This window comes from Thermocaproicibacter melissae, from assembly GCF_024498295.1.
Taxonomy (GTDB): Bacteria; Bacillota; Clostridia; order Oscillospirales; family Acutalibacteraceae; genus Thermocaproicibacter; species Thermocaproicibacter melissae.
In genome coordinates this window covers 1,068,243-1,094,156 of record NZ_CP101827.1, presented here as the reverse complement: position 1 = coordinate 1,094,156, position 25,914 = coordinate 1,068,243, and the positions used below count along the sequence as shown (strand labels likewise).

The following is a 25,914-nucleotide window of genomic DNA, read 5'->3' as shown; positions in this document are numbered from 1 at the left end:
TGGAGGCTGCTATGCAGAACATTGGCTATTATAACGGAAAAACCGGACCGATTGAAACAATGACCATCCCGATGAACGATCGTGCCGTATATTTTGGCGACGGCGTTTATGACGCTACATACGCTGCAAACAATGTGATTTTTAAGATTGAAGACCATATCAGCCGTTTTTATTCGAGCTGCAGAAAACTGCGCATCAATCTCAATATCGAGCCGGAAGAATTAGCCAAGATACTGCAAAGTTGCGTGGACCGCGTAGACGGAGCAAACTGCTATTTTGTTTATTGGCAGGCCACACGCGGAACCGGTATGCGCAATCATGCGTTTCCGGAGAACGGTTCCGCAAATCTGCTCATCACCGTTACGCCGTCCACTCTTACTGCAATTGATAAAAAATATCGCTTAATTACAGTGGAGGACACTCGCTTTTTTCACTGTGATATTAAAACAATTAATCTGATTCCATCGGTCATGGCTGCGCAGCAGGCAAAGGAAGCCGGCTGCGATGAAGCTGTGTTCCACCGCGGTAATATGGTAACAGAATGTGCACACAGCAACATTTCCATTCTCAAAGACGGCGTTTTCCGTACGGCACCGCTGAGCAATTTGATTCTTCCGGGCACAGCGCGCAAGCATCTGATAGCGCTGGCCCAGCAAAACGGAATCGCCGTTGAGGAGAAGGCCTTTACGCTTGATGAAATGATGAATGCCGATGAGGTGCTTGTCCATAGTTCCGGTACTCTCTGCAATGCCGCTTGTGAAATTGACGGGAAAGCCGTGGGCGGAAAAGACCCGAAAACGCTGCATATTCTGCAGCAGGCGGCTGTCAAAGAATTTGAAGAATATACCGGTGCGGTGTTTGCTGATTGCACCGGTTAACAGAAGTTTTCACATTGCATGGGAACCGATATCCGGCAAGAACAAGAGTAGAAGAAACAGGTGTCCAATATGGGACACCTGTTTTTTGTTGCCTCGATTTTTTTAGACGTTTGACTCTTTTTTTAGAAAAAAAGGGAGAAAATCAAAATATTCACAGTTTTATTTGTGCAAATGCACTAAAAATATTGCAAAAAATCTATTAATATGCTAATATATAATTATTATAAATCATAACGGATGTATAGAGACAGGCCGTTTCCAGGATAATTTTTGGGCGGGGAGGTAGGAAAATGAGACTCAGTGCGCGGATCCAATACGCTCTGAATATGCTTTACAGAAAGTTAGATGATTTCTCATTAAAAAAGAAATTGTTTCTGATGTATATTGTGTGTGTGATCCTCCCGATGACGATGTTGGACGGACTGTTGTTGACGACTTTGTTGAATATGGAAACGCGCCGTCAGGAAGATGAGATGCAAGATGTCTCTAACGCGGTCAAATACACCATAGGGCAAAAATTCGACGATGCAGTGTTTATTACAAAAGACTTCTGGATGAACAGCACCATTAATGATTTTTTGAATACTCAATTTTCTTCTCCCTACGATTTTTATGTACGCTACTCAGAAATCAAAAACAATTCCTTTGGAGATGTGAGTACGATAGCCCGGGGCGCTACGTTGCACTTTTACGCCGACAACGACACCATCATTGCCGGCGGTGAATTCGGCAATTACAACAGTATCCGCAATCAGAAGTGGTTCAAGGATTTTATTGATTCTGGCCTTTTACTCAAAATATCCGCTTATATTTCGGATACGGATGAGCAAGGCAATCGGCGGAACCCGGTGCGGGCAATCAGCATTATCCGCAAAATGAACTGGTCGCCGGGATGCGATAAACTCATGAAATTGGATCTTGATTACAGCGGAATTGAAAATGCAATTCTGAATGCGGATTTTAACTATGCCGTTTATGTCTGCAGCGGCGACACGATTCTCTTTTCTAACCAAGGAAATACTTCAAAGGATGCGCCGTTTGATACACTGACACAAAAAGAGCGAGATAAAATCGGAATTAAGCAATCCATTCAACTCTATTCCAAACAGTATGACATTTATGTCCTGAAGAAAGACCTAAGTATTATGCAGGTAGTTCAAAACAATGCCATGCTGATTACGATAACCATTGCGTTTAGCTTATTGGTTCCGATTGCTTTCATGTACTTAATTAACCGCTCCTTTACCTACCGCCTCACGAAACTGAGCAAACATCTTGCAACGGTCGGCAGAAACGAAGGCCATATCGAAAAGATTCCGGATATCCGAGGGCACGACGAAATTGGCGAACTCATGCACAGCTACAACAGAATGGCCGTCCGAATCAATGAATTGATTCATGTTGTCTATAAACGAAGGCTGGAAGAACAGGCTGCGCACATCGCCCGCCAGCGCGCCGAATTGCTTGCATTACAGAGCCAGATTAATCCTCACTTCCTTTTCAATGCTTTGGAAAGTATCCGCATGCACAGCGTTATCCGCCATGAAGACGAAACCGCGGATATGATCTGCAAGCTTTCGCTGATGATGAGAAGCTCGGTGGAATGGTCTCAGGATATTATTACGGTAGCCGAAGAGATTCGCTTTGCGGAAGCTTACTTACAGCTCCAGAAATATCGGTTTGGCGACCAGCTTTCTTACCGCATTCATGTCGATCCTGATTGTGCGAATCGAAATATTCCAAAGTTAACCATTGTTACGTTTGTTGAAAACGCATGCGTCCATGGAATCGAATCCAAAACAAGCCCTGGATGGGTTTTTGTTGATGTAAGCTCTTCGGAAGATGAAATGATACTTGAGGTGGAGGACACCGGAATCGGTATGTCCGAAGCGGAGCTTAAAGTGATGCTGGACAATATGAACCACGCAAGCGTTGAACGCCTGAGGCAGAAAGGCAGCCGAATCGGCGTTATGAATGCTTGTGTCCGGCTGAAATCTTTCAGCCAGAATCAATGTCGGTTTTATGTTGAGAGTGAAGAGGGAATCGGAACAACGGTCTCGATACATATTCCGCTTAAATTTGTACAAGCGCAGAAAACTGAAGGCACTCCGGGGACAATCGAAAATTCGGAAAAAGGGGAGGAGAATTAGTCGATGCTTAAAGTCCTTCTTGTTGATGATGAACCTTTTATTCTTCAAGGACTTCGCGAAATAATCGACTGGAAGGCGCAGGGCTTTCATATTGAAGCCACGGCAGAAAACGGATTGCAGGCCATTGAAATACTGCGCCATACCCATGTCGACTTGATTATAGCCGATATCCGCATGCCGCAGATGAACGGGATAGAACTGCTTGAAACGATTCGGAAGGAAAAGATATCTGACGCCCGCTTTGTCTTTTTGAGCGGCATCAAGGATTTTGAAATCGCACAGCAGGCCATCCGGCTTCATTGCACAGAATATATTCTAAAGCCGGTGCAGAAGAATGATCTTTTAAAGCTCCTGAATGAGGTTTCAAGCAGTGTAGAAAAAGAACATGAAGAAAAAAAGACCAGTGCCCTCATGGAGAATGCCTTCTACGCAAGAAGCATGGTCGCGCTTCTGATGGGGAAATATGACAGTTCAGACTTGGAGAATGTTCAGCAGAGGCTGGGCAATGCGACGGATTTACAATATGTCGGAATGGAAGCAGAAAACGACAGCGAATATGCATCCATGACCGACGAAGAAAAACGTACTATCCAGAGGAATCTCTACCGCGCCTGCCTTGATTTCATCGGGAAAGACGGAGGACTATACTGCATCTTTGGGGTCTCGCAGCGAAAAGGTTGTTACGATGTCGGCATCATCTGTTGCCGAGAACTGTGTTCTCATCTTGGCATGACCTCTGCTGATTTTTTGGAAAAGCTCCGCTCCTTTGTTTCTCAGGAGGTCCGGCATCCCATTTTGTACTATGTAGGTTCGCAAGTTCAGAAATTAACGGAACTTTCGGAATCTTACCGAACCGCCACAATCGCCAAGACTTGCCGGGCCTTTACCGTTAATCATGACACCAATCTGGCGGAGAACAGGATGAAGTCGGATTCCGGTACGTTTTCCGCGGACAAGAAAATTATTGATTCCTTGATTGACGCGGTTTCAGCGAACAACAAAGAGGCAATTAAGGAGTGCGTTTCCAAACTTTATACCCGTTTCCGCGTCAACAATGTTGATGAGGATTTAATTGCACTTGATATGAATTATTTCCTTTTCCAACTGATTCACCTTGCGATTCAGCAGGATGACAATATCAATCAGGAAGATATCCTTCACTACATAACCGAAAATGCCTTTAATACTGACGGAACCTATGACAATGAGAAAATTTTTCTAAATTTTGTAACAGAATATTCGGAATATCTGGCTTCCATCCGGAACAGGAGCGTCCGTGGCGTGCTCGGCCAAATTGAGCAGGAAATCCAGATGCATTATGCCGATGACATAAGCCTGAAAACCTTGAGTGAAAAATACTACTTGAACAGTGCCTATTTGGGGCAGGTTTTCAAGAAAAAGTTCGGCGTCAGTTTTAAAAGCTACTTAACGGCTTTGCGCGTGGAAAAAGCGGCCCAGCTGCTTCTCACCACCGATGAAAAGGTCTACAAGGTTGCCGAACAAGTCGGTTATCATGATATCGACTACTTCATTGATCGTTTTGTGAAATTGAAAGGCTGTACGCCAACAAAATTCCGCCGCTTGGCAAACTCTACGCAAAGAAACAAAAATGATTAGTTCACAAAACAGAAATGTAGTACTTTTCACAACTTCTATATTTTCCCCCGAATGGAACAAAACTTTCCCCCGTTGTGGGGTTTGTGCAATTCGTCTATAATTAGCCTAGCAGCATGAATAAGGTGATTGCAAAATCACAACAACATGGAGGGATAAGTTATGAAAAGTGCAAAAAGAGCCTTGGCAATTGCTCTTTGCGCAGCACTGATGGCCGGTGCTTGCGTTGGATGCAAAAAGTCAGACTCTACCTCTTCTGCTGGCGGCAACACCGGCGCGGGCACTACTGCTTCTAGCAAGAAGAGTGGGGAGCTGAAGAAGTTTAAGGCATTCTTCGCAGAGCCGCTGGCCGGTGCAGAAACGAAAGAGGATAGCGCAGCTAAGCTAAAGCTTAATGAACTTACTGGGGCTACTTCAACGGAAACATGGCTTACTGGTCAGGCAGCAGAAGAAGCTGTCGGTACTTTGATTGCCGGCAACGATTACCCGGATTTCATTGAGGGTTCCGATGCTACTTCTCAGCTGATTCAGGCTGGCGCACTCATTGAACTGGATGACAAAATTGACAAGTATCCGAACATCAAGGACAAGTTTACAAAACTGCAGTGGGCGCAGATCAAACAGGTACATGGCCACATCTACTACATCCCGCAGTTCAGTAGCTTTAGGGGGAAGCCGAATGAAACTGTACATAACGACGAAGCATTCTGGATTCAGTGCCGCGTTCTGAAATGGGCGAATTACCCGAAGATTACGACAATGGATCAGTATTTTGATCTGATTGAGCGTTATCTGAAGGCTAACCCGAAGATGAAGAACGGTACGCCGAATATCGGCTACACCATTCTTTGCGATGACTGGCGTTATTTCTGCCTCGAGAATGCTCCGGAATTCCTCGATGGCTATCCGAACGATGGTTCTGTTATCGTTGATCCGAAAGAAAAGAAGATCATCGACTACAACACCACGCCGACCGCAAAACTGTACTTCAAGAAACTGAACGAAGAGTATCATAAGGGCATTATCGACCCGGAGAGCTTTACTCAGAAGTATGACCAGTACATCTCCAAGCTGTCCACCGGCCGTGTGCTCGGTATGATTGACCAGTGGTGGGATTTCTCAGGTAGCGTTAACGCGTCCATCAAAACTCAGAAACTCTATGAAGAGGGCTGCGACTATGTTCCTCTTCCGATCACCATCAGAGACGGTGTCAAGAACCAGTGGCACACCAAAGATGGCAGCGTTCTGAATGTTTCCAGCGGTCTTGCCATCACAAAGGACTGCAAAGATGTTGATGGCGCTCTGCAGTTTGTAAATGACCTTCTCAGTGACGAAGCTATTATTCTCCGTAACTGGGGCATTAAAGACAAAGACTATTATGTCGATGAAAATGGTCTCTTCAACCGCACAGATGAACAGATCGCAAATTGCAGCAACCAGGATTATGCAGCCGCAAACCTCTGCCCGTACAGTTGGTTCCCGACCGTCGGCGGCATGCTGTCGGATGGCAAGAATGCTGCTCTTCCGGATCGTCAGCCTGCCCTGTTTGAAAAGACTTTGAATGATGACGTTAAGGAAGTCTTCAAGGCCTATGGTGCGAAGAACTATTGCGATATGCTCGGCTACAACGACAAGCCGGGTGACTGGTACCCGATGTACACATATTCCAACACGCTGAACTCTTCGACAAAAGAAGGCCTTGCGTGGACGAAGATGGGTGAAATCAAGCACAAGGATCTGCCGAAAGTTGTTATGGCTAAAGATTTTGAAACCGAATGGAACAATTATATGAAGGACTATAACAACTGCAAACCTCAGGACTTCCTCGATGCTATGCAGAAAGAACTGGATAACCGTATTAAGTTCGCAGAGGAGAACAAATAATCAGCGGTAAAGTATGGCGTTCCTACAATAAAACGTCAAAATCGCCGAACTAGTGGCAGCAAGCGGCGCGGCATGGTTTGGCCCGCCGCTTGCTTCTTTATAGTTGCATTCTCCCATTTATTCCTTAAGATTACTCAAAGATTGCTCAGAGGTGAATTCTATGAACGCCAATACTGCAGACAAGAAGTTACAGCGAAAGCTGGCACGGCAGGCGTGGTGGAAGGAAGCAAAATCTCAAAAAACGCTGCTTATTCTTTCAATTCCATATTTTATCTATGGCTTTATCTTTTGCTATTTACCGTTAGTCGGTTGGTTGATGGGTTTTGAAGATTATCGCCCGGCAGATGGCATCTTTGGCTCGAAATTTGTTGGGCTTAAAGTATTCCAAACATTATTTGAAGATCATGATTTTTGGCTGACAATTCGTAATACCATAGCAATGAGCATGCTGAATCTTATTTTCAGCACCTTTTTTGCCATTTTATTTGCAATTCTCTTGAATGAGGTTCGCAACATTATCGGTAAGAAGTTTGTGCAGACGGTATCTTACCTTCCGCATTTCCTTTCTTGGATAGTAGCGTGCGGAATTCTTTTTGATACTCTTAGCGACACCGGAATTGTTAACGACTTACTCATGAAAATGCATGTAGTGAATTCTCCGGTTAACTTCTTCTCAAACGGACCGGCATTTTGGTGGCTTGTTGCCGCTGCGGTAGTTTGGAAGGAAACCGGTTGGAATGCAATTATATATCTCGCTTCGATTACTTCTATTGACCCATGCCTTTATGAAGCTGCAGCTATTGACGGCGGCGGACGCTGGGTCAAAATGCGTTACATAACGCTTCCTGGCATAGCAAATACCATCATCCTTCTCTTGATTCTGAATGTCGGCAATGTTTTGAACTCGGGCTTTGAAGTTCAATATATCATGGGGAATGACGTTATAAGGGATTTCTCCCAAACAATAGATATCTACGTTTTGAAATGGGGTATCAGTCAGAGTAACTACGCCCTCGGTACTGCGGCCGGTATTTTCAGAAGTGCCGTAGCTATTATATTGATCCTGATTACAAATGCAATTGCAAAGCGTTACAGCGATACAAGGCTGTTCTAAGGAGGAATCAACATGGCGGAAAAAACTCTTGCTGCTGCCGCAGAAACGCGAAGTAAATCAAAAATCAAGCAATCACCGGCAGACCGTGCCTTTGTTATTTGCAATACCATTTTTCTCACACTTGTTGTCGCTCTCACGTTATATCCTATCTTAAACCAGTTGGCGATTTCTTTTAATAACGCAGCAGACGCACTTCGCGGCGGAATTTATCTCTGGCCGCGCATGTGGTCAACAGCAAACTATAAGGCTGTTCTCAATAAACAAAACCTTGTGACCGGTTTATGGGTTAGTGTTGAACGTACTGTGCTCGGAACAGTCTTGGGCCTTTTTGTGACGGCCCTGCTTGCCTTCATCTGCAGCAGACCGAAATATCTTTGGAAGAAACAGATGAACCTTTTCTGGGTCATCACGATGTATGTCAACGGCGGACTGATTCCTGTCTTCCTGCTTTACAGAGATCTTGGCCTGACAAGCAGCTTTTGGGTATATATTGTTCCGGGCTTGACGGGAGCTTTCAATATGATGGTCATTCGGAGCTACATGGAGAACCTTCCAGCAAGCCTTGAGGAATCCGCTCAGCTTGACGGTGCAGGATATATGACGATCTTTTTCAAAATTATCCTGCCGCTGTGTACGCCTGTTCTGGCAACTGTTGCGCTGTTCATTGCAGTTGCTCATTGGAACAGCTGGTTCGATGCGATGCTGTACAACCGCATGAATGATGAGTACACGACACTTCAGTATGAATTGATGAAGCTCCTTTCTGCTGCAACGACCGCGTCAGCAGGCGGCAGCTACGGCCAAAAACAAACTAGTAACATGATTACACCGGCATCCATCCGTGCAGCCGGTTCCATTCTCACAATGCTCCCGATTGTTTGTCTCTATCCGTTCCTGCAGCGGTATTTTATCACCGGTATGACGCTCGGCGCAGTGAAAGAATAAGGATAATCACAAAAAATATTACAAAACGAAGGAAATAAAAGATGCAAGGTGCGTATGAAACAGGCCGTTACCGCAACGTATTTGCGGAATACGGTTACAGTGAAAGCGAAATCAGAAAACGCAGAGATGAAATTTTTCAAACTCTTTTTTACGGTTCGGAGGATGAAAGAATCTATCACCCGGTAGGCGACGATATGGGATATATCGAAGATACCGGAAACCTTGACGTCCGCACGGAAGGCATGTCATACGGCATGATGATGTGCGTTCAGATGGACCGTAAAGAGGAGTTCGACAGGCTCTGGAAATGGGCGGTAACCTACATGCGCCTGTCAAAAGGGCCAAATGCCGGTTACTTTGCGTGGTCCTGCGCACCGGATGGCTCGAAAAATGCCTACGGTGCTGCGCCGGACGGGGAAGAGTACTTTGCAATGGCACTACTGTTTGCCTCTCATAGATGGGGAGACGGCGAAGGAATCTATAATTACAGTGCATGCGCAAGAGAACTTCTTCATATCTGCGTACATAAGGGCGAAAAGCCCGGAGAAACCGGTCGCGCTATGTGGGATCCGAACAATAAGCTGATTCGGTTTATTGCAGAAGCAGATTTCACCGATCCATCCTATCATTTGCCTCATTTCTATGAGCTGTTCGCTAAGTGGGCAAATGAAGAGGACCGTCCGTTTTGGAAACAGGCGGCTGCGGCGAGTCGTGCTTACCTGAAAAAAGCATGTCACCCCGTTACCGGTCTCAGCCCGGAATATTCCGAATTTGACGGCACACCTTATACAAAAGATGCCAAGATATGGGGACGCCACGATTGGTATTACAGCGATGCCTACCGGACGGTCGCGAACATTGCGTTGGATTACAGCTGGTTTGCAAGAGATGACTGGGCTGTTGAAGAGGCAAACCGCGTGCAGAAGTTCTTCTGTGAAACCGTGAAAGACCATCCCACGGGAATCTATGCGGTAGACGGAACGATTTTGGATGGCGAGGCGCTGCATCCGGTTGCAATATGCGCTGTGAATGCGGAAGCAAGCCTCGCTGCAAACGGCCCTTATGCCGAAGAATGTGTCAGGCGTTTCTGGAATACTCCTTTGCGCACTGGCGCCCGCCGCTATTATGATAATTGTCTCTATTTCTTTGCGTTCCTTGCACTTAGCGGTGAGTATCGGATTCGTTGATTCCAGTGAATTTATCGTAAATTACAAATCAAGGAGCCTTTTGCCGGAAAGCAAGAGGCTCCTTTTTCTAATCGTCGCAACACACAAATTCGTGCGCTTGCCTTTTCGGAATATTTATGGTATCATCTAACAGATTCTCGGTATGTTTTCAGCGCTAATCATGTGCTGAAATATGGAATAGATTTTAAGTTCACTGAGGATGCTGTAATATTTTAACAAACCAAATCTCATACTTATCTAGAATGAACACAGAAGCGGAAGAAACAAAATTGCTGATAGGAGCATTTCTATGTGTGGAATTGTAGGATTTACAGGTGAAGTAATTGACCGTGACGCGGTAATTAAAACGATGACCGACCGAATCACGCACCGCGGGCCGGATTCGAGCGGAATTTACACCGATGACGGCATTGCCATGGGCTTTCGCCGTTTGAGCATCATTGACCTGAACACCGGCGATCAGCCGATTTACAATGAAGATAAATCACTAGTTGTGACCTTCAACGGTGAGATTTATAACTACCGTGAGCTTCGGAAAATATTGGTGGAAAAAGGCCATCAATTTTATACAAAAACGGACACCGAAGTGCTCGTGCACGGCTTTGAAGAGTGGGGCGAAGACCTTCTCTGCAAGCTGCGCGGAATGTTCGCATTTGCCATTTGGAATAAGAAGGACGGAACCCTGTTTTTGGCGCGCGACTATTTTGGCATCAAACCGCTGCATTACACAACGGTCAACGGCCACTTCATTTATGCCTCTGAAATTAAAAGTATCCTTGATTTCCCCGGCTTTGAGAAAAAGCTGAATAAGAATGCTCTCAACCATTACATTTCCTTTGAATATCCGGCAATAACCGAGACCTTCTTTGAAGGTGTTTCCTGCCTCCCGCCTTCCCATTGCCTCTGGTACCGCAACGGCAAAGTGGAGCTGCACCGTTACTGGGAACCGAAGTTCGAGCCGGATGAAACCATGACGGAAGAAGAGGCAGTTTCTCAAATTGAAGCTGTGTTTGAAGATTCCGTTGCGGCACATCGCATCAGTGACGTTGAGGTAGGGTGCCTCCTCTCGGGTGGAGTGGACTCCAGCTATGTTGCAAGCTATTTTTCCGGTCAAAAAACATTTACTGTGGGTTTTGAAGGCGGTGCAAAATACAGCGAAATCGGTTATGCTCAGGAGCTTTCCGAAAAAATTGGAACAGAGCATCACTACCATGTCATTACTCCGGAAGAGTATTGGGGCAATTTCCGCAAGATACAGTATTTTATGGACCAGCCCCTTGCTGACGCGTCCTGCGTAGCGCTTTATTTCGTGATGAAGATGGCACGCCAATATGTAAAAGTCGTGCTTTCCGGAGAAGGTTCCGACGAATTGTTCGGCGGCTATAACATCTATCATGAGCCGGACGACCTTGCTTCTTACCAGCGCCTTCCTCGCGGACTGCGCCGTGCTCTGGGAGCAGTTGCGGAAAAGATGCCCGCCGTCAAGGGCAGAAGTTTCTTAATTCGCGGTTCAAAAACGCTGGAAGAGCGCTTTATCGGTAACTGTAGCATGTTCTCTATGGCGGAAAAGAAACGCCTGCTGAAAGAGAATATCCCGGTTACGGCACCTCAGCTTGTAACAAAGCCGGTGTATGAACGTGCACAGGGCCTTGACGACGTAACGAAGATGCAGTACCTCGATATCAATGTCTGGCTGCCGGGCGATATCCTTCTGAAGGCAGACCGTATGAGCATGGCAAACTCCGTGGAGGTTCGTGTCCCGTTCCTTGACCGCCGCGTCTTTGAAGTGGCGTCGCGCCTGCCGCGCCGTCTCAAGGTAAACGCAAAAAATACCAAGTACGCGCTGCGTGAAGCGGCAATGCGTCACCTGCCGGAAGAAACGGCACAGCGCAAAAAACTTGGGTTCCCGGTGCCGATTCGCGTATGGCTGCGGGAAGATAAATACTATAGCATTGTCAAATCTGCCTTTACTTCAGAAACAGCGGAACAGTTCTTTAACACGGATTTCTTGGTCGATTTGCTCGATGCTCACCGCAGCGGCAAATACGACAACAGCCGTAAGATTTGGACAATCTTTGCCTTCCTCGTCTGGTATGATGTTTACTTCAACGGGGCTTCTCACGAAGAAGGCGATATGCCGGATTTCTTCTCTTCCGGCAAGGCAAAGCAGCCTGCGGTGGTCGGCAGCGAAGACTCCGAGAAAGTTCCGGTTAATCTGTAAAAGATAAGAAGCTGGAGCACAAGTGTGCTCCATCTTCTTTTGCAATATGCCGCATGTTAGTTCCAGTATAATATCGGTCGACAAAATGTGCAAAGAAAATCCGGTTTCCCTTGCTTGGAAACCGGATTTTTCTATGCATCGGTGTTATGGGTCAGGAGTTATCTGCGATTTTGCATTCCTTGCCGCTGTAAACAATGCCGCGCATGCCGTCAACCGTTACCGTGGTGCCGCTCTTCAAAATAAGGGTTGCATTTTTTGCACCCACAATCACCGGCTTGTCGAGCGCCATGCCGACAATGGCAGCGTGGGAGTTCACGCCGTCTTTCTCGGTAATAATGGCGGAAGCGGCTTTCAAATAGGGAAGAAGTTCGTTAGAGGTTTTAGGAATGACCAGAATATCTCCGTTCTTGAAATACTTTGCAACTTCGTCCGGTGTTTTGCAGATGCACACATTGCCGCACACGGAACCCTTGGAAGCGCCGATTCCGGTTACGAGTACGTTGCCCACAAGCTGAACCTTTAAGAGGTTTGTCGTGCCGGAAAGCCCAATCGGGGTACCCGCCGTAATGACAACAAGGTCGCCGTCTTTCACGAGGTGATTCCGCCGCGCGACGTCAACAACATGGTCGAACAGTTTGTCGGTGTTGTCCTGTTCCTCTACCATAATGGGAATGACACCCCAAGAAAGATTCATCTGCCGGTAAACCGTCGGGTCTGTTGTGCCGCTGATAATGGGGCAGGCGGGGCGGTATTTTGAAATCATGCGCGCCGTACGTCCCGATTTCGTTACCGTCAGAATTGCGGTGGCGCCGAGGTCGTGCGCAGTTGTGCAGGTCGCGTGCGAAATGGCGGAAGTAACGTCGGGCCGCTCGGTAATGGCGCGCTTCCGGAAGCGGTCGTAATAATCAATGTCGCTTTCCGTGCGCTCCGCAATTTTTGCCATAGTCTTTACGGCCTGTACTGGATACGCGCCGGCTGCTGTCTCACCGGAAAGCATAATGGCGCTTGTTCCGTCGTAGATTGCGTTTGCCACATCGGTTGTCTCCGCACGGGTTGGGCGAGGATTCTTAATCATGGAGTCCAGCATCTGTGTGGCGGTGATGACCTGCCTTCCTGCATTGGAGGCCTTGCTGATGATCTTCTTTTGAATACTCGGAATTTCTTCAAACGGAATTTCAACACCTAGGTCGCCGCGCGCCACCATGACGCCGTCGGAAACACGGATGATTTCGTCAATGTTGTTCACTCCGTCGGAATTCTCAATTTTTGCAATAATACGAATCTTGTGGCAGTTGAGTTTTTCCAGTTCGCTGCGCAGGCTCATGATATCCTCCGCACAGCGGGTGAAGGATGCCGCAATAAAGTCGAAATCCTCCCGTACGGCGAAGGCAATGTCCTGCCTGTCTTTCTCGCTGATGAACGGAATGGAGAGACGAATTCCGGGCACGTTAATGCTTTTGTGCGAAGAAACCTCTCCGCCGTTCATGACAGTGCAGAGAATGTCGGGGCCACTGACGGAAATGACCTTTAGCTCAATCAGCCCGTCATCAATCAAAATTCGGTTCCCGGGGGCTACTTCTGCCGGAAGATTCTTAAACGAAACAGAGCACCCCTGCTGGGTTCCCAGAATTTCGCGTGAAGTCAGCGTGAAGTTGTCTCCTTCTTTCAAAACCACCGGATGTTCAAATTCCTCGGTGCGAATTTCTGGCCCTTTCGTGTCAAGCATCAAGGCGATCGGAAGATTCAGCTCCGCACGCAACTTCTTCACCGCGTCGGAATAGACCTTCTGCTGCTCATGCGTACCATGAGAAAAATTCAATCGTGCTACATCCATACCGCTCAGCATCAGCTGGCGAATAATATTTTCATCTTTTGTAGCGGGCCCAAGTGTGCATATAATTTTTGTTTTTCTGGTCATTAGGTCAGCCTCGCTTTCGATTGGAATATCTACTATTTATTTTGCCTATTCACAAATAAAAAATATCTAGCATACATCATACCACACTCCACGAAGCCAATCAAATCAATTTATACCCTGTTGGGGTTTTTAGGGCTCACGGTTGCAAACATATCCGATAAGTTATACAATAATTAATGTTCAAGAATGTTCACGAATCATGACGGATGCCTTCCTTGGAGGAAAAGAGTGCCTTGTACATAAAACGTGAAAAAGTCATAAAAAGCCATGACGATTGGCGCAGACAAAATGAAGTGCGTAAGCTTCGCATCATCATGACCGTTGTGGCTGTGTTTCTTGGCATTTCTGTTGCCGCCGGGGTTGTTCTTGCCCTGATGAATGTCAAGAATACCGCGGATCAGATGAAAAAACGAGTTTCCGCATATATGACATCTTCCGTTTCCTCTGCGGATGACGGCCTGCCGGAATATGATGATTCGCTGAATCTGCTGCTTGTCAATTCATCCCAGAAGATTCCGGACGATTACCGGCCGCAGTTGACGGAATATGGTTCGGTTCAAGTGGATGCGAGAATCGTTCCGGCCCTTCGCAGGATGATGGAGGCGGCGGAAGCAGCCGGATGTCCGCTCACCATAACTTCCGGCTATGTTGATGAACAGACGCAGAACCAAAAATTCCAGGCGGAAGTAAAGCGGCTGATGACCGAACAGAAACTCTCACGAATCCGCGCAGAGGACAAGGCACAGGCCACCGTGGGCGAAGGCGGATACACCGACAGCCAAACGGGCCTTTCTGTCTGTTTTACCGCGAAGGGAGCAGAGAAATCTCAGTTCCGTCAGACGGCTCAATACCGCTGGCTGCAGCGTTATGCTGCCGATTACGGATTTATCCTGCGCTATCCGGATGATCCTTCCGCCGCGGATGGAATCAACAGCAAAACAAAGCATATCGGCGATTCTTCCTGCTACCGTTATGTAGGTCGCGACAATGCTTTGAAGATGCGGGAATATTCGATGAGTCTGGAAGAGTATGTACAATACCTTTCGAGCAGAGGATGAGACACTCCTCTGTATTTTTCTTCTCAATGGTTTCTGCGCGGAATGCCTGAAACCGCTTCTTTCAATACATCAACATTTTATAGGAAAGAGATGCCATACGAGTTTCAAAAAAGAGGAAATAAAAAACCCAATGTTTACCCGTAAGCAGCTTGTCAATCTGATTCTTCCGCTTGCTGGGGAACAACTTTTAGCAGTTACCATCGGACTTTCCGATACCATGATGGTTGCAAATGTAGGGGAAGCAGCCGTTTCCGGAACATCTATCATCGACGCTATCAATGTCTTACTCATTCAGATTTTTTCCGCCCTCGCTACCGGCGGAGCCGTCGTTGCTGCGCAGTATATCGGGAGGGGAGACAAGGAGTCGGGCTGCACTGCAGCAAAGCAGCTCCTCTATGCTATAACCTTTTTAGCTGCAATGGTTATGGCCCTCTGCCTTGCGTTCCGGACGCAGATTATCTATCTCGTCTATGGAGATCTTGATGCTGAGGTGATGAAGAACGCGCAGATTTATTTCTTCTTCACGTCATTGTCTTACCCCTTTCTGGCAATTTATAACGCGGGCGCGGCTCTGTTCCGCGCCATGGGCAACAGTAAAATTTCCATGATGGTCTCGCTCATTGACAATGTTGTCCACATCGGCACAAACGCGGTTCTCATATTTGTCTGCGGCTTTGGAGCGATGGGCGCAGGCATTGGAACGCTTTTTGCGAGAATCTTAGCTGCAATCGCTATGCTAATTCTGATTTGCCGGCCGGTTAATACGATTTATGTTGATCATCCGTTCCGGTTTTGCTTTCTGCCGGATATGGTGTTCCGAATTTTGCACATAGGAGTTCCGAACGGCCTTGAAAACGGTATGTTCCAAATTGGCAAGCTGATTGTTCAGCGTGTCGTTACAACATTCGGCACCTCTGCCATTGCGGCCAACGCGGTTGCAGGCAGCATTTCCAGTGTGGCAAATATTCCGGGCAACGCGTGCAGCCTTGCACTTATCACCATCGTGGGGCAGTGCCTCGGCGCGGGAGATTATGACCAGGCACAGTATTATACCAAGCGCCTGATGCGCACCGCGTATATCTCGATGGGCACGATGAATATAATGCTCTTAATTGCATCGAAAGCTGTGGTCGGCGTTTATAGCCTTGACCCCGTCGCGTCGGCAACCGCAATTCAGATTCTTCAGCTTTTTGCGTTTTGCAGCGCCACAATCTGGATTCCGTCGTTTTTTTTGCCGAATGCACTTCGCGCGGCGGGCGATGTGCGCTTTACGATGCTCACATCCACAATTTCCATGTGGGTCTTCCGCATCGGCTTCTGCTTTATCCTGACCCAAGTGTTCCATTTGGGAGTTCAGGGCGTGTGGGGCGCCATGTATATCGACTGGTCCGTGCGCATGATTGTTTTTACCATCCGTTATCGGAGCGGAAAGTGGAAGACAAAAAAGGTAATTTAGGGCAATCGGTCAAAATAAAACCGATAACCCAAAAACAACTTGCATTCGGAAATAATGTATGATATAATTCCACTGTTATGTTGTAGTTCGGACAAAGAGGTGACAGAAATGAAAGAGAAGATTCATCCGGCGTACCAGGAAACAACAATCACCTGCGCATGCGGCAATGTGATTCATACAAGGTCTACGAAGAAAGACATTCACGTAGAAATTTGCTCAAAATGCCACCCGTTCTTCACAGGCAAGCAGAAGCTGGTTGATACGAGCGGCCGTGTCGATATGTTCAAAAAACGCTATGGACTCGACAAGTGATTTATTTTTCGCATCTGCACGGTAGGCGGCGCTTTTGTAAGCGCCGCCTGTTTTTTCCGGAGAGAAAACATGGAAGCATATAAAACGGTGCTCCGCGAAGCGCAAGACGAGTTTACGGAGCGGAAATCCCGCTTTATCGGCAGGGCAAAACCTGTCAGCACGGAAGAGGAGGCAGTTGCCTTCATTCGTTCCGTGCGGGAAGCCGAACGCACGGCGACCCATAATGTTTATGCCTACATTCTTCGCAGCGGCCATATTCAGCGGTACTCCGATGATGGGGAACCGCAAGGCACGGCAGGAGTCCCTGTACTGGATGTTCTTCAGAAATCCGGTGTTACGGACACTGCCGTTGTTGTAACACGGTATTTCGGCGGAATCCTTCTGGGGGCGGGCGGCCTTGTGCGCGCCTATTCGCACGGCGCCTCCATCGCGCTCCATGCGGCGCAGATTGTTACCATGTCGCCCTGTTTTGAGGCGGAGCTTTCCTGTGACTATGCAAACTACGGAAGAATTCCGCAGCTGATTGCCGCGCACAGCGGAACCATTGATGCCACGGATTTTACCGAACAGGTTACAGTACGGTTCCATCTGCCTTGCGAAAATGCGGAAGAATTCCGTAAAGCATTGGCTGACGCCACCTGCGGAACCTGTGATGCGGTTTTAGGACAGAAAAAATATTACCCTGTTTTGCCGTAATTTTTCGCTCGAAAGCAGGGAAAAAGCGTCCTTCCTGCGTATATTACTATAGAAAACCAAAAGGAAAGAAGAAATTGCGTAAGGAGGTCTGCCCGTGACTGTCCGGGAACGTACCGAAGAAATCGAGGAAATGATTTTAGCACCCTACGCATCGTTTTCCAAGAAAACAAAAGGCCGTGAAATGCCGGAAGAACCATGCACCCTGCGCACCGAATATCAGCGCGACAGGGATCGGATTATCCACTGCAAGGCATTCCGGCGGCTGAAACATAAAACGCAGGTTTTTCTTTCCCCGGAGGGCGACCATTACCGCACGCGCCTGACGCATACACTGGAAGTTGCCCAGATTGCCCGCACCATTGCGCGGGCGCTCAGGCTCAACGAAGACCTTACGGAAGCGGTTTCTCTGGGACATGACCTCGGTCACACGCCGTTTGGACATGCCGGCGAACGGGCTTTGAATGCGATTTTTCCCGGCGGGTTCCGCCATTACGAGCAGAGCAAACGTGTTGTGGAGAAGCTCGAAAAAGGCGGCAAGGGCCTGAATCTGACCTATGAGGTTCGTGACGGAATCCTGTGCCACACCAAAGGCAGAGAAGCCGAAACACCTGAGGGACGCATCGTCCGCATTGCCGACCGCATTGCTTATCTGAACCATGATATTGACGATGCGGAACGCGCGGGAGTCCTGCGCGAACGTGATATTCCGCGCAGAATTACCGATGTGCTCGGCACGAGCAAATCCGAACGGATTGATACGCTTGTTCATTCGGTCGTTGAGAACAGTGTCGAAGGTCGCATTGCCATGGATGCGGCTGTGAAAGAAGCATTCGATGATCTGGCGGCGTTCATGGATGAGCATGTTTACTGTAATCCCTACGCAAAGTCCGAGGAGAAAAAGGTGCCGGCTTTGATTGAGGCCCTCTACGAATACCTCAACAAACCGGGTGCCCTGCCCGAGGATATGCTTCCCATCGCGGAGCGCGATGGGATGGAGCGCGCAGTCTGCGATTTTATTGCAGGAATGACTGACCACTATGCGGTTCAGCTTTTTGAGAAAATCTACGTCCCGAAGTCGTGGAAGCTATAACCGTGCTTTCGCGGATAGGGCGAGCCGGGCAAGGAGATGATGCCATGCCATTGCCGGAATCATTTCTGGAAGAACTCAAAGCAAGATGCGACATGGCAGAAGTCGCGTCGTCCTATGTCAATCTGAAGCGGAGCGGAAAGAACCTTGTGGGGCTTTGCCCGTTTCACAGTGAGAAAACACCATCCTTCAACGTATACCCGGATAACGGTTCTTTTTACTGCTTCGGGTGCGGTGTTGGAGGGGACGTCATCACATTCATAAGGCGCATCGAGAATCTTGACTACATGGAGGCTGTCCGCTTTCTTGCACAGCGTGCCGGACTGACGGTTCCGGAGAATCAGGTCGATGACGGCATGGCCAAGCTCCGGACACGCATTCTGGCTTTGAACCGTGAAACGGCGCGCTTTTATTATTCGGTTTTGATGTCGGAAGCCGGAGCGGCAGGCAGGGAATATTTTTCAAAGCGTCAGCTTCAGGCATCCACCATCCGCCATTTCGGGCTGGGGTATTCTCCGCCCGGTCGCTTTGCTTTGGTGGACCACCTCGAGAAAAAGGGCTTCACCCAGCAGGAGATGATTCTCGCCAATGTAGCCTTTCAGTCTCGCAGCGGCCGAGCCGTAGACAGGTTCAGCGGCCGCGTCATGTTCCCGATTATTGACCTGCGCGGCAATGTGGTTGCTTTCGGCGGCAGAACGCTCGGCGACGATAAACCGAAGTATCTCAACACAGCGGATACGCCGGTTTTCAATAAAGGGGACATGCTGTTTGCACTGAATTTTGCCAAGAACAACAACGGCGGCCGCCTGATTCTCTGCGAAGGATACATGGATGTAATCTCCCTGCATCAAGCGGGTTTTACAAACGCCGTGGCAACGCTCGGAACGGCGCTGACCCCGTCCCAAGCAAGGCTTATGTCGCGCTATGCGAAAGAAGTCGTCGTTTCTTATGATTCCGACGGCGCGGGCCAGAAAGCGGCGGCAAGGGCAATCCCAATGCTGCGTTCGGCCGGCTTGCTTGTGAAGGTGCTCAGCATCGCAGGCGGCAAGGACCCCGATGAGTACATAAAGACTTACGGCGCGCTGAGGTTCAAGCAGATGCTTGACAACTGCGGCAATGATGTGGAGTACCAGCTGCAGAAGGCAAAGGAAGGCTGTAACCTTCAAACCGCGGAAGGGCGAGTTGCTTACCTGCGCGGATCGGTGCAGGTGCTTGCGGCTCTGGACAATAATGTGGAGCGCGAGGTGTATGCCGGCAAGGTCGCCGAGGAAACGGGAATCGAAACGGCAACGCTGCTCAGTCAGGTTAATGCCGAAAGGCGAAAAATCGAAAAAAACCGCCGTCGGCAGGAATTCCGAGAAATCCGCCAGAAAGCAGTCGGTTACAGGGATAACATCAATCCCGAAAAGGCACAGCATCTCCGTGCGGCAGCCGCAGAAGAAGCACTTATTGCTTATTTAATGAAGAATCCTGGCAGTTTTGAAAGAATTTACGAACTTTTACCACCTGAAAAATTTATCACAGAATTCAATCGCCGTGTATATGCGCGAATTGTGGGAAGAATGAAAGAGGAAAAGTCTGTAAGTTTGACCGATCTTGCCGAAGAATTTTCGCCGGACGAGCTTTCCTACTTGGCCGGCATTCTCGCAAAGCACGACGGCGTCTCCGCTGAATGGAAAGACGCTCTAGAATATGTGAATGTAATCCGGCAGGAAGACGAAAACCGCAGATTAGGCAATGCCGCACAGGCACAGCTAGGGGAAATAGAGAAATATCTGGAAAAGTTGAAACAGCAAAAGAAATAGGAGGCAAAAGTATGCCGGTACCGGATAAGAAAACGGTAATTAGGGAGTTAATCGAACAGGGCAAAAGCAAAGGTCAGCTCACGACCAAAGAAATTTTGGATGCACTGGGCGAACTGGACTTTGAACCGGAACAGATCGAAAAGTTCTACGACAACCTCGAAGCACAGGGCGTGGAAATCGTGGAAGATTTCGGCGATGATTCCATTGACGACATCAGCTTGGAAGGCCACGATGACATCGAAGACCTCGACACCGCTCTGAGCACAGAGGGCATCGCAATCGACGACCCGGTCAAGGTTTATTTGAAAGAGATCGGCCGCGTTCCGCTTTTGACGCCGGAAGAGGAAATTGATCTCGCCGTCCGCATCAAGAATGGCGATGAAAGCGCGAAGAAGCGCCTTTCCGAGGCAAACCTGCGTCTCGTTGTCAGCATCGCCAAACGCTACCTCGGCCGCGGAATGCAGTTCCTTGACCTCATTCAGGAAGGAAATCTCGGCTTGATTAAAGCAGTCGAGAAGTTCGACTACACCAAAGGGTTCAAATTTTCGACGTACGCCACTTGGTGGATTCGTCAGGCCATCACCCGCGCAATCGCAGACCAGGCAAGAACCATTCGTATTCCGGTCCACATGGTCGAGACCATTAATAAGGTAAAGAAGGTTTCAAGCCAGCTGCTTCACACGAACGGGCATGAGCCGACGGCAGAGGAAATCGCCGCAGAGTTGGACATGCCGGTCGATAAGGTTCGTGAAATTATGCGCGTTGCACAGGAGCCTGTTTCACTGGAAACGCCGATCGGCGAAGAGGAAGACAGCCATCTCGGCGACTTCATTCCGGATGACGACGCTCCGGCGCCGCAGGATGCCGCTTCCCACACACTGCTCAAAGAACAGCTTGCTGATGTGCTCGATACGCTGACACCGAGGGAAGAAAAGGTTCTGCGTCTCCGCTTCGGCCTCGAAGATGGGCGCTCCCGTACCCTTGAGGAAGTCGGTAAGGAGTTCAACGTTACCCGTGAACGAATTCGTCAGATTGAAGCAAAGGCTCTGCGGAAACTGCGTCATCCAAGCCGCAGCAAGAAGCTGAAAGATTTTCTGGATTGATGAGGAGATGCCGCTTCTATGGTTATGACGCTTGAAGCCGACTATGCGGTTCGCATTGTGGACGCACTTTCGCAGTCGAACCAGAAAGTCGATGCGAAAACGCTTGCTGCGAAAACACAGGTGCCGCTGCGGTTTGCTTTGAAAATTTTGCGGAAACTTGTTGCCGGAAAGATCATTGTTTCCTACAAAGGTGTTCACGGCGGCTATGCGCTTGCAAGAAGTGCGGACCGCATTACACTCCGTCAGGTAATTGAAGCGGTGGAAGGCCCTTATATGATCAGCCGATGTCAGCAGACGGAGTACGGCTGTGCCCATACGGCAGGTTGCCGCTTCCACGGAATTTATGACGAGATTTCCGGATTGGTTCGACAGAAACTCGATTCTTACACATTTGCTGCAGCAAAGCAGGGCACGGCTTGCGAAACAAAGAAATAACAAAAAGCGCCGAAGGTTATCCCTTCGACGCTTTTATCGTTCTAATAACAGTATGATGCTTGACAATTCGTTATGCAAGAAAAGCCTTGACACAGCAGGAATCTTGTAGTAAAATAGTAAACTGCATCATCATGGAAAATTGTCACAAATGGTTCTGTACTATCATAACACAGGAATTCCAAAAAGGCAAGCAAATCTTCTCAGCAATGGTGTATGCACAGCCTTTTAAAACCTGATTTATGCCGCGGAATGTCAAATTTATGAATGGAGTGATTGAGCCGATGGTGAATGTCAAACCGGTGAAGGTCGGCAAGAATACACGCATGAGTTTTGCGCGTATCGACGAAGTCCTAAATATGCCGAACTTGATTGAGGTCCAGAAAAAGTCGTATCAGTGGTTCCTCGATGAAGGCCTCAAGGAAGTCTTTAAGGAAGTTTCCGGCATCACCGATTACACCGGCAACCTTGTCCTGGATTTTGTGGACTATAAACTGGACTCCGACCATCCAAATTACAGTGTGGAAGAATGCAAGGAACGCGATGCTACCTATTCGGCTCCTCTGCGCGTCACTGCCCGCCTGCTGAACAGGGAAAGCGGCGAAATCAAAGAATCCGAAGTCTTTATGGGTGACTTTCCGATCATGACGGAAAGCGGCACTTTTGTTATCAACGGCGCTGAGCGTGTTATTGTTTCACAGCTCGTTCGTTCTCCTGGCGTCTACTATAAAATGGAGTATGACAAAACGGGCAAAGAGCTTTACAGCACCACGGTCATTCCGAACCGCGGCGCTTGGCTGGAATATGAAACGGATGCCAGCGACGTTTTTTATGTGCGCATTGATAAGAACCGTAAGCTTCCGGTAACTGTTTTCATCCGTGCCCTTGGCCTTGGAACCGATGAGCAGATCCGCGATTTCTTCGGCAATGACGATCGAATTAACGCTACCATTGAAAAAGACCCATGCAAAAACATGGAGGATGCTCTGTTTGAAGTCTACCGCAGACTCAGACCAAGCGAGCCGCCTACCATTGAAAGTGCACAGGCTCATTTGAATGGCCTTTTCTTTGACGCCCGCCGTTATGATCTTTCCCGCGTGGGCCGTTATAAATACAACAAAAAATTGGCACTTGCCGGCCGCCTGACCGGTCAGAAGATTACAAGACCGATTGTCAACCCGTACACGGGTGAAGTCATGGCGGAAGAGGGCACTGTCATTACCCGCGAACTCGCAGCGGACATTGACAATGCCGGCGTAACCGAAGCCTTTGTGGAAGTTGGAGACAAGGAAGTCAAAATCATATCCAATGGTATGGTGGACATTTCCAAGTACGTCAACTTCGATGCAAAGGAAGAGTGCGGCATCAATGAGCGCGTCTCGTTCAAAGTTTTGCGCGAGATTCTCGATTCCTGTTCTTCTGACGAGGAGATCAAGAAACAGCTCATTGCAAGAGCTGACGACCTTGTTCCAAAGCATATTACAATTGACGATATTTTCGCTTCCATCAACTACCTGAATTGCCTCGCTGTCGGCCTCGGCAATGTGGACGATATTGACCACCTGGGCAACCGCCGCATCCGTTCGGTCGGCGAACTGCTCCAGAATCAGTTCCGCATCGGTTTTTCACGCCTTGAACGTGTTATCCGCGAGCGTATGACGCTTCAGGCTCAGGACCTTGAAGTCCTCACACCGCATTCTCTTATTAATATTCGTCCGGTTGTTGCTGCAATCCGTGAATTCTTCGGTTCATCACCGCTTTCGCAGTTCATGGATCAGACCAACCCGCTTGCAGAGCTGACGCATAAGCGTCGTCTTTCCGCCCTTGGCCCCGGCGGTCTGTCGAGAGACCGTGCAGGATTTGAAGTCCGCGATGTTCATTACACCCATTACGGCCGTATGTGCCCAATTGAGACACCAGAAGGCCCGAACATCGGCTTGATTTCCTACCTTGCCACATTCGCACGCATCAACGAATACGGCTTTATCGAAGCGCCGTACCGCCGCGTTGATAAGAAAACCGGTGTTGTTACCAAAGATGTCGTCTACATGACGGCAGACGTGGAGGATAACTACATTGTTGTTCAGGCGAATGAGCCGCTCGATGAAGAAGGACATTTCGTCCATGCGAAAGTAAATGGCCGTTACCGCGGCGAGTTCGTTGAAGTGGAACGTGAAAAAGCAGATTTCATGGACGTTTCACCGCGGATGGTTGTTTCTGTCGCAACGGCAATGATTCCGTTCCTCGAAAACGACGACGCGAACCGTGCGTTGATGGGATCCAACATGCAGAGGCAGGCTGTGCCGCTGCTTAAAACGGAATCCCCGATTGTCGGCACCGGCATGGAATATAAGGCTGGCGTCGATTCCGGCGTCTGCGTCCTCGCAAAACGCTCCGGCGTTGTCCGCAGCGTAAGCGCCGATGAAATCAAGATTGCCACCGATGATGGTGAGATTGATACCTACCACATCATTAAATTCATGCGTTCCAACCAGGGAACCTGCTTTAACCAGGTCCCGATTGTTTCCGTCAATGACCGTGTCAACGCCGGCGATGTCATCGCTGACGGCCCAGGCACCAAAGACGGCGAAATCAGCCTTGGCAAAAATGTGCTCATCGGCTTCATGACCTGGGAAGGCTATAACTACGAAGACGCTGTCCTGATCAGCGAAAAAGTTGTCCGTGAGGATGTATTTACCTCGATTCACATTGAAGAATATGAGACGGAAGCCCGCGATACCAAGCTCGGGCCCGAAGAAATTACGCGTGATATTCCGAACGTGAATGAAGACCTCCTCCGTGATCTCGATGAGAACGGTATTATCCGCGTCGGTGCTGAAGTCCGTGCGGGAGATATCCTCGTCGGCAAGGTTACCCCGAAGGGCGAGACCGAGCTGACCGCAGAAGAGCGCTTGCTCCGTGCTATTTTCGGCGAGAAAGCGCGTGAGGTGCGCGATACCTCTCTGCGTGTGCCGCACGGCGAATACGGCATCGTTGTTGATGTTAAAGTATTTACCCGCGAGAACAGCCACGACGAATTGAGCCCGGGTGTCAATAAAGTCGTCCGCTGCTATATTGCGCAGAAGCGTAAGATTTCCGTGGGTGACAAGATGGCCGGCCGCCACGGTAACAAAGGTGTTGTGTCCCGCATCCTGCCGGTTGAGGATATGCCGTTCCTGCCGGACGGTACCCCACTCGACATCGTGCTGAACCCGTTGGGCGTGCCTTCCCGTATGAACATCGGTCAGGTTCTGGAAGTTCACCTCGGCCTTGCCGCAAAGCTGCTCGGCTGGAAGATTATGACGCCGGTGTTCGACGGTGCGCATGAAAACGACATCGTAGAGTGCCTGAAGCAGGCGGGAATGCGCCCAGACGGAAAAATTATGCTGAAAGACGGCCGAACCGGAGAATACTTCGATAACCCGGTTACCGTTGGCTATATGTATTACCTCAAACTTCACCATCTGGTTGACGATAAGATTCATGCTCGCTCCACCGGACCGTATTCGCTGGTTACGCAGCAGCCTTTGGGCGGTAAAGCTCAGTTCGGCGGTCAGCGCTTCGGCGAAATGGAAGTTTGGGCGCTTGAAGCTTACGGTGCTGCTTATACCCTGCAGGAAATCCTGACCGTGAAGTCCGATGATGTTGTCGGCCGTGTTAAGACCTACGAAGCCATCGTTAAAGGCCAGAATATTCCGAAGCCGGGTATTCCGGAATCCTTCAAGGTTTTGATTAAGGAACTTCAGGCGTTGGCGCTCGATGTAAAGGTTCTGGATGAAAACAACGAAGAGATCGACCTGAAACAAACCTTTGACGACGACGATATCGGGTTCAATCCGCAGGAAGACCACTTCGATGAGCCGAACGTCGCGGATAACCTTGAGGGCTACTCCGTTGAGGGAGACGAAAGCGGCGATGTCGACCAAGGCGATGACTTGTTTGATGTTTCAGACGATTTCTCCGAAGAAAAGGACGACGACGTTTTGTTTGAAAAAGACGAAATGCTCGATTTCGATTCTGATTCAGACGACGGCATTAATTGACAGGAAGGGGC

The 25,914-nt window shown here is 48.7% G+C and carries 18 protein-coding genes; 17 read left to right on the top strand and 1 reads right to left on the bottom strand.

The annotated features are described in order from the left end of the window. Positions 1-11: 11 nt before the first annotated feature. The 8 genes from NOG13_RS05395 (at position 12) to asnB (ending at position 11,993) form a co-directional block, all read left to right on the top strand. Positions 12-878: an aminotransferase class IV gene (locus NOG13_RS05395; RefSeq protein ID WP_283109557.1), complete on the top strand. Its 867-nt coding sequence runs from the start codon at positions 12-14 to the stop codon at positions 876-878. 290 nt (positions 879-1,168) lie between these two features. Then, complete coding sequence (locus NOG13_RS05390) at positions 1,169-3,028, top strand: sensor histidine kinase (RefSeq protein ID WP_283109556.1); 1,860 nt, start codon at positions 1,169-1,171, stop codon at positions 3,026-3,028. Positions 3,029-3,031: 3 nt separating this feature from the next. After that, positions 3,032-4,645, top strand: a complete 1,614-nt coding sequence (locus NOG13_RS05385; RefSeq protein WP_283109555.1) for a response regulator transcription factor — start codon at positions 3,032-3,034, stop codon at positions 4,643-4,645. Between the two features lie 159 nt (positions 4,646-4,804). After that, entirely contained in the window at positions 4,805-6,526 is a 1,722-nt protein-coding gene (locus tag NOG13_RS05380; protein WP_283109554.1) for a type 2 periplasmic-binding domain-containing protein, read from the top strand. 160 nt (positions 6,527-6,686) lie between these two features. Beyond that, on the top strand, positions 6,687-7,640 hold the full coding sequence (locus tag NOG13_RS05375; protein ID WP_283109553.1) for an ABC transporter permease: 954 nt from the start codon (positions 6,687-6,689) through the stop codon (positions 7,638-7,640). Between the two features lie 12 nt (positions 7,641-7,652). Next, on the top strand, positions 7,653-8,585 hold the full coding sequence (locus NOG13_RS05370) for a carbohydrate ABC transporter permease (RefSeq protein ID WP_283109552.1): 933 nt from the start codon (positions 7,653-7,655) through the stop codon (positions 8,583-8,585). Positions 8,586-8,626: 41 nt separating this feature from the next. Further along, positions 8,627-9,772: a family 8 glycosyl hydrolase gene (locus NOG13_RS05365; protein ID WP_283109551.1), complete on the top strand. Its 1,146-nt coding sequence runs from the start codon at positions 8,627-8,629 to the stop codon at positions 9,770-9,772. 289 nt (positions 9,773-10,061) lie between these two features. Continuing rightward, positions 10,062-11,993: an asparagine synthase (glutamine-hydrolyzing) gene (gene asnB, locus NOG13_RS05360; RefSeq protein WP_283109550.1), complete on the top strand. Its 1,932-nt coding sequence runs from the start codon at positions 10,062-10,064 to the stop codon at positions 11,991-11,993. A 151-nt stretch (positions 11,994-12,144) separates the two neighbouring features. On the opposite strand, the gene pyk is transcribed toward asnB, so the two are convergent. Continuing rightward, positions 12,145-13,911, bottom strand: a complete 1,767-nt coding sequence (gene pyk / locus NOG13_RS05355; protein WP_283109549.1) for a pyruvate kinase — start codon at positions 13,909-13,911, stop codon at positions 12,145-12,147. 233 nt (positions 13,912-14,144) lie between these two features. On the opposite strand from pyk, the gene NOG13_RS05350 reads away from it, so the two are divergent. The 9 genes from NOG13_RS05350 (at position 14,145) to rpoB (ending at position 25,903) form a co-directional block, all read left to right on the top strand. After that, positions 14,145-14,969 carry a M15 family metallopeptidase gene (locus NOG13_RS05350; RefSeq protein WP_283109548.1) on the top strand — a complete coding sequence of 275 codons (825 nt, stop codon included), beginning with the start codon at positions 14,145-14,147 and terminating at the stop codon, positions 14,967-14,969. Positions 14,970-15,099: 130 nt separating this feature from the next. After that, entirely contained in the window at positions 15,100-16,425 is a 1,326-nt protein-coding gene (locus NOG13_RS05345) for an MATE family efflux transporter (RefSeq protein WP_283109547.1), read from the top strand. Positions 16,426-16,533: 108 nt separating this feature from the next. Then, positions 16,534-16,737: a 50S ribosomal protein L31 gene (gene rpmE, locus NOG13_RS05340; protein ID WP_283109546.1), complete on the top strand. Its 204-nt coding sequence runs from the start codon at positions 16,534-16,536 to the stop codon at positions 16,735-16,737. 69 nt (positions 16,738-16,806) lie between these two features. Continuing rightward, positions 16,807-17,433, top strand: a complete 627-nt coding sequence (locus tag NOG13_RS05335) for a YigZ family protein (protein ID WP_283109545.1) — start codon at positions 16,807-16,809, stop codon at positions 17,431-17,433. A gap of 94 nt (positions 17,434-17,527) precedes the next feature. After that, positions 17,528-18,523: a deoxyguanosinetriphosphate triphosphohydrolase gene (locus NOG13_RS05330; protein WP_283109544.1), complete on the top strand. Its 996-nt coding sequence runs from the start codon at positions 17,528-17,530 to the stop codon at positions 18,521-18,523. A gap of 44 nt (positions 18,524-18,567) precedes the next feature. Beyond that, the gene (gene dnaG / locus NOG13_RS05325) at positions 18,568-20,325 is read left to right on the top strand and encodes a DNA primase (protein WP_283109543.1); all 1,758 of its coding nucleotides are present in this window, start codon (positions 18,568-18,570) and stop codon (positions 20,323-20,325) included. Positions 20,326-20,336: 11 nt separating this feature from the next. Further along, positions 20,337-21,428 (top strand): RNA polymerase sigma factor RpoD, encoded by a 1,092-nt coding sequence (gene rpoD, locus NOG13_RS05320; protein ID WP_283109542.1) that lies wholly within the window; start codon positions 20,337-20,339, stop codon positions 21,426-21,428. Between the two features lie 18 nt (positions 21,429-21,446). Further along, positions 21,447-21,863: an RrF2 family transcriptional regulator gene (locus tag NOG13_RS05315; protein ID WP_283109541.1), complete on the top strand. Its 417-nt coding sequence runs from the start codon at positions 21,447-21,449 to the stop codon at positions 21,861-21,863. Between the two features lie 281 nt (positions 21,864-22,144). Continuing rightward, a complete protein-coding gene (rpoB, locus tag NOG13_RS05310) occupies positions 22,145-25,903 on the top strand; it encodes a DNA-directed RNA polymerase subunit beta (protein WP_283111162.1) in 3,759 nt (1,252 codons plus the stop codon). The last annotated feature ends 11 nt before the right edge of the window (positions 25,904-25,914 follow it).

Excerpts from the sequence above, each read along its gene's own strand:
- NOG13_RS05395 (WP_283109557.1), top strand. The coding sequence starts at position 12 with ATGCAGAACATTGGCTATTATAACGGAAAAACCGGACCGATTGAAACA.
- NOG13_RS05390 (WP_283109556.1), top strand. The coding sequence starts at position 1,169 with ATGAGACTCAGTGCGCGGATCCAATACGCTCTGAATATGCTTTACAGA.
- NOG13_RS05385 (WP_283109555.1), top strand. The coding sequence starts at position 3,032 with ATGCTTAAAGTCCTTCTTGTTGATGATGAACCTTTTATTCTTCAAGGA.
- NOG13_RS05380 (WP_283109554.1), top strand. The coding sequence starts at position 4,805 with ATGAAAAGTGCAAAAAGAGCCTTGGCAATTGCTCTTTGCGCAGCACTG.
- NOG13_RS05375 (WP_283109553.1), top strand. The coding sequence starts at position 6,687 with ATGAACGCCAATACTGCAGACAAGAAGTTACAGCGAAAGCTGGCACGG.
- NOG13_RS05370 (WP_283109552.1), top strand. The coding sequence starts at position 7,653 with ATGGCGGAAAAAACTCTTGCTGCTGCCGCAGAAACGCGAAGTAAATCA.
- NOG13_RS05365 (WP_283109551.1), top strand. The coding sequence starts at position 8,627 with ATGCAAGGTGCGTATGAAACAGGCCGTTACCGCAACGTATTTGCGGAA.
- asnB (WP_283109550.1), top strand. The coding sequence starts at position 10,062 with ATGTGTGGAATTGTAGGATTTACAGGTGAAGTAATTGACCGTGACGCG.
- pyk (WP_283109549.1), bottom strand. The coding sequence starts at position 13,911 with ATGACCAGAAAAACAAAAATTATATGCACACTTGGGCCCGCTACAAAA.
- NOG13_RS05345 (WP_283109547.1), top strand. The coding sequence starts at position 15,100 with ATGTTTACCCGTAAGCAGCTTGTCAATCTGATTCTTCCGCTTGCTGGG.
- rpmE (WP_283109546.1), top strand. The coding sequence starts at position 16,534 with ATGAAAGAGAAGATTCATCCGGCGTACCAGGAAACAACAATCACCTGC.
- NOG13_RS05335 (WP_283109545.1), top strand. The coding sequence starts at position 16,807 with ATGGAAGCATATAAAACGGTGCTCCGCGAAGCGCAAGACGAGTTTACG.
- dnaG (WP_283109543.1), top strand. The coding sequence starts at position 18,568 with ATGCCATTGCCGGAATCATTTCTGGAAGAACTCAAAGCAAGATGCGAC.
- rpoD (WP_283109542.1), top strand. The coding sequence starts at position 20,337 with ATGCCGGTACCGGATAAGAAAACGGTAATTAGGGAGTTAATCGAACAG.
- NOG13_RS05315 (WP_283109541.1), top strand. The coding sequence starts at position 21,447 with ATGGTTATGACGCTTGAAGCCGACTATGCGGTTCGCATTGTGGACGCA.
- rpoB (WP_283111162.1), top strand. The coding sequence starts at position 22,145 with ATGGTGAATGTCAAACCGGTGAAGGTCGGCAAGAATACACGCATGAGT.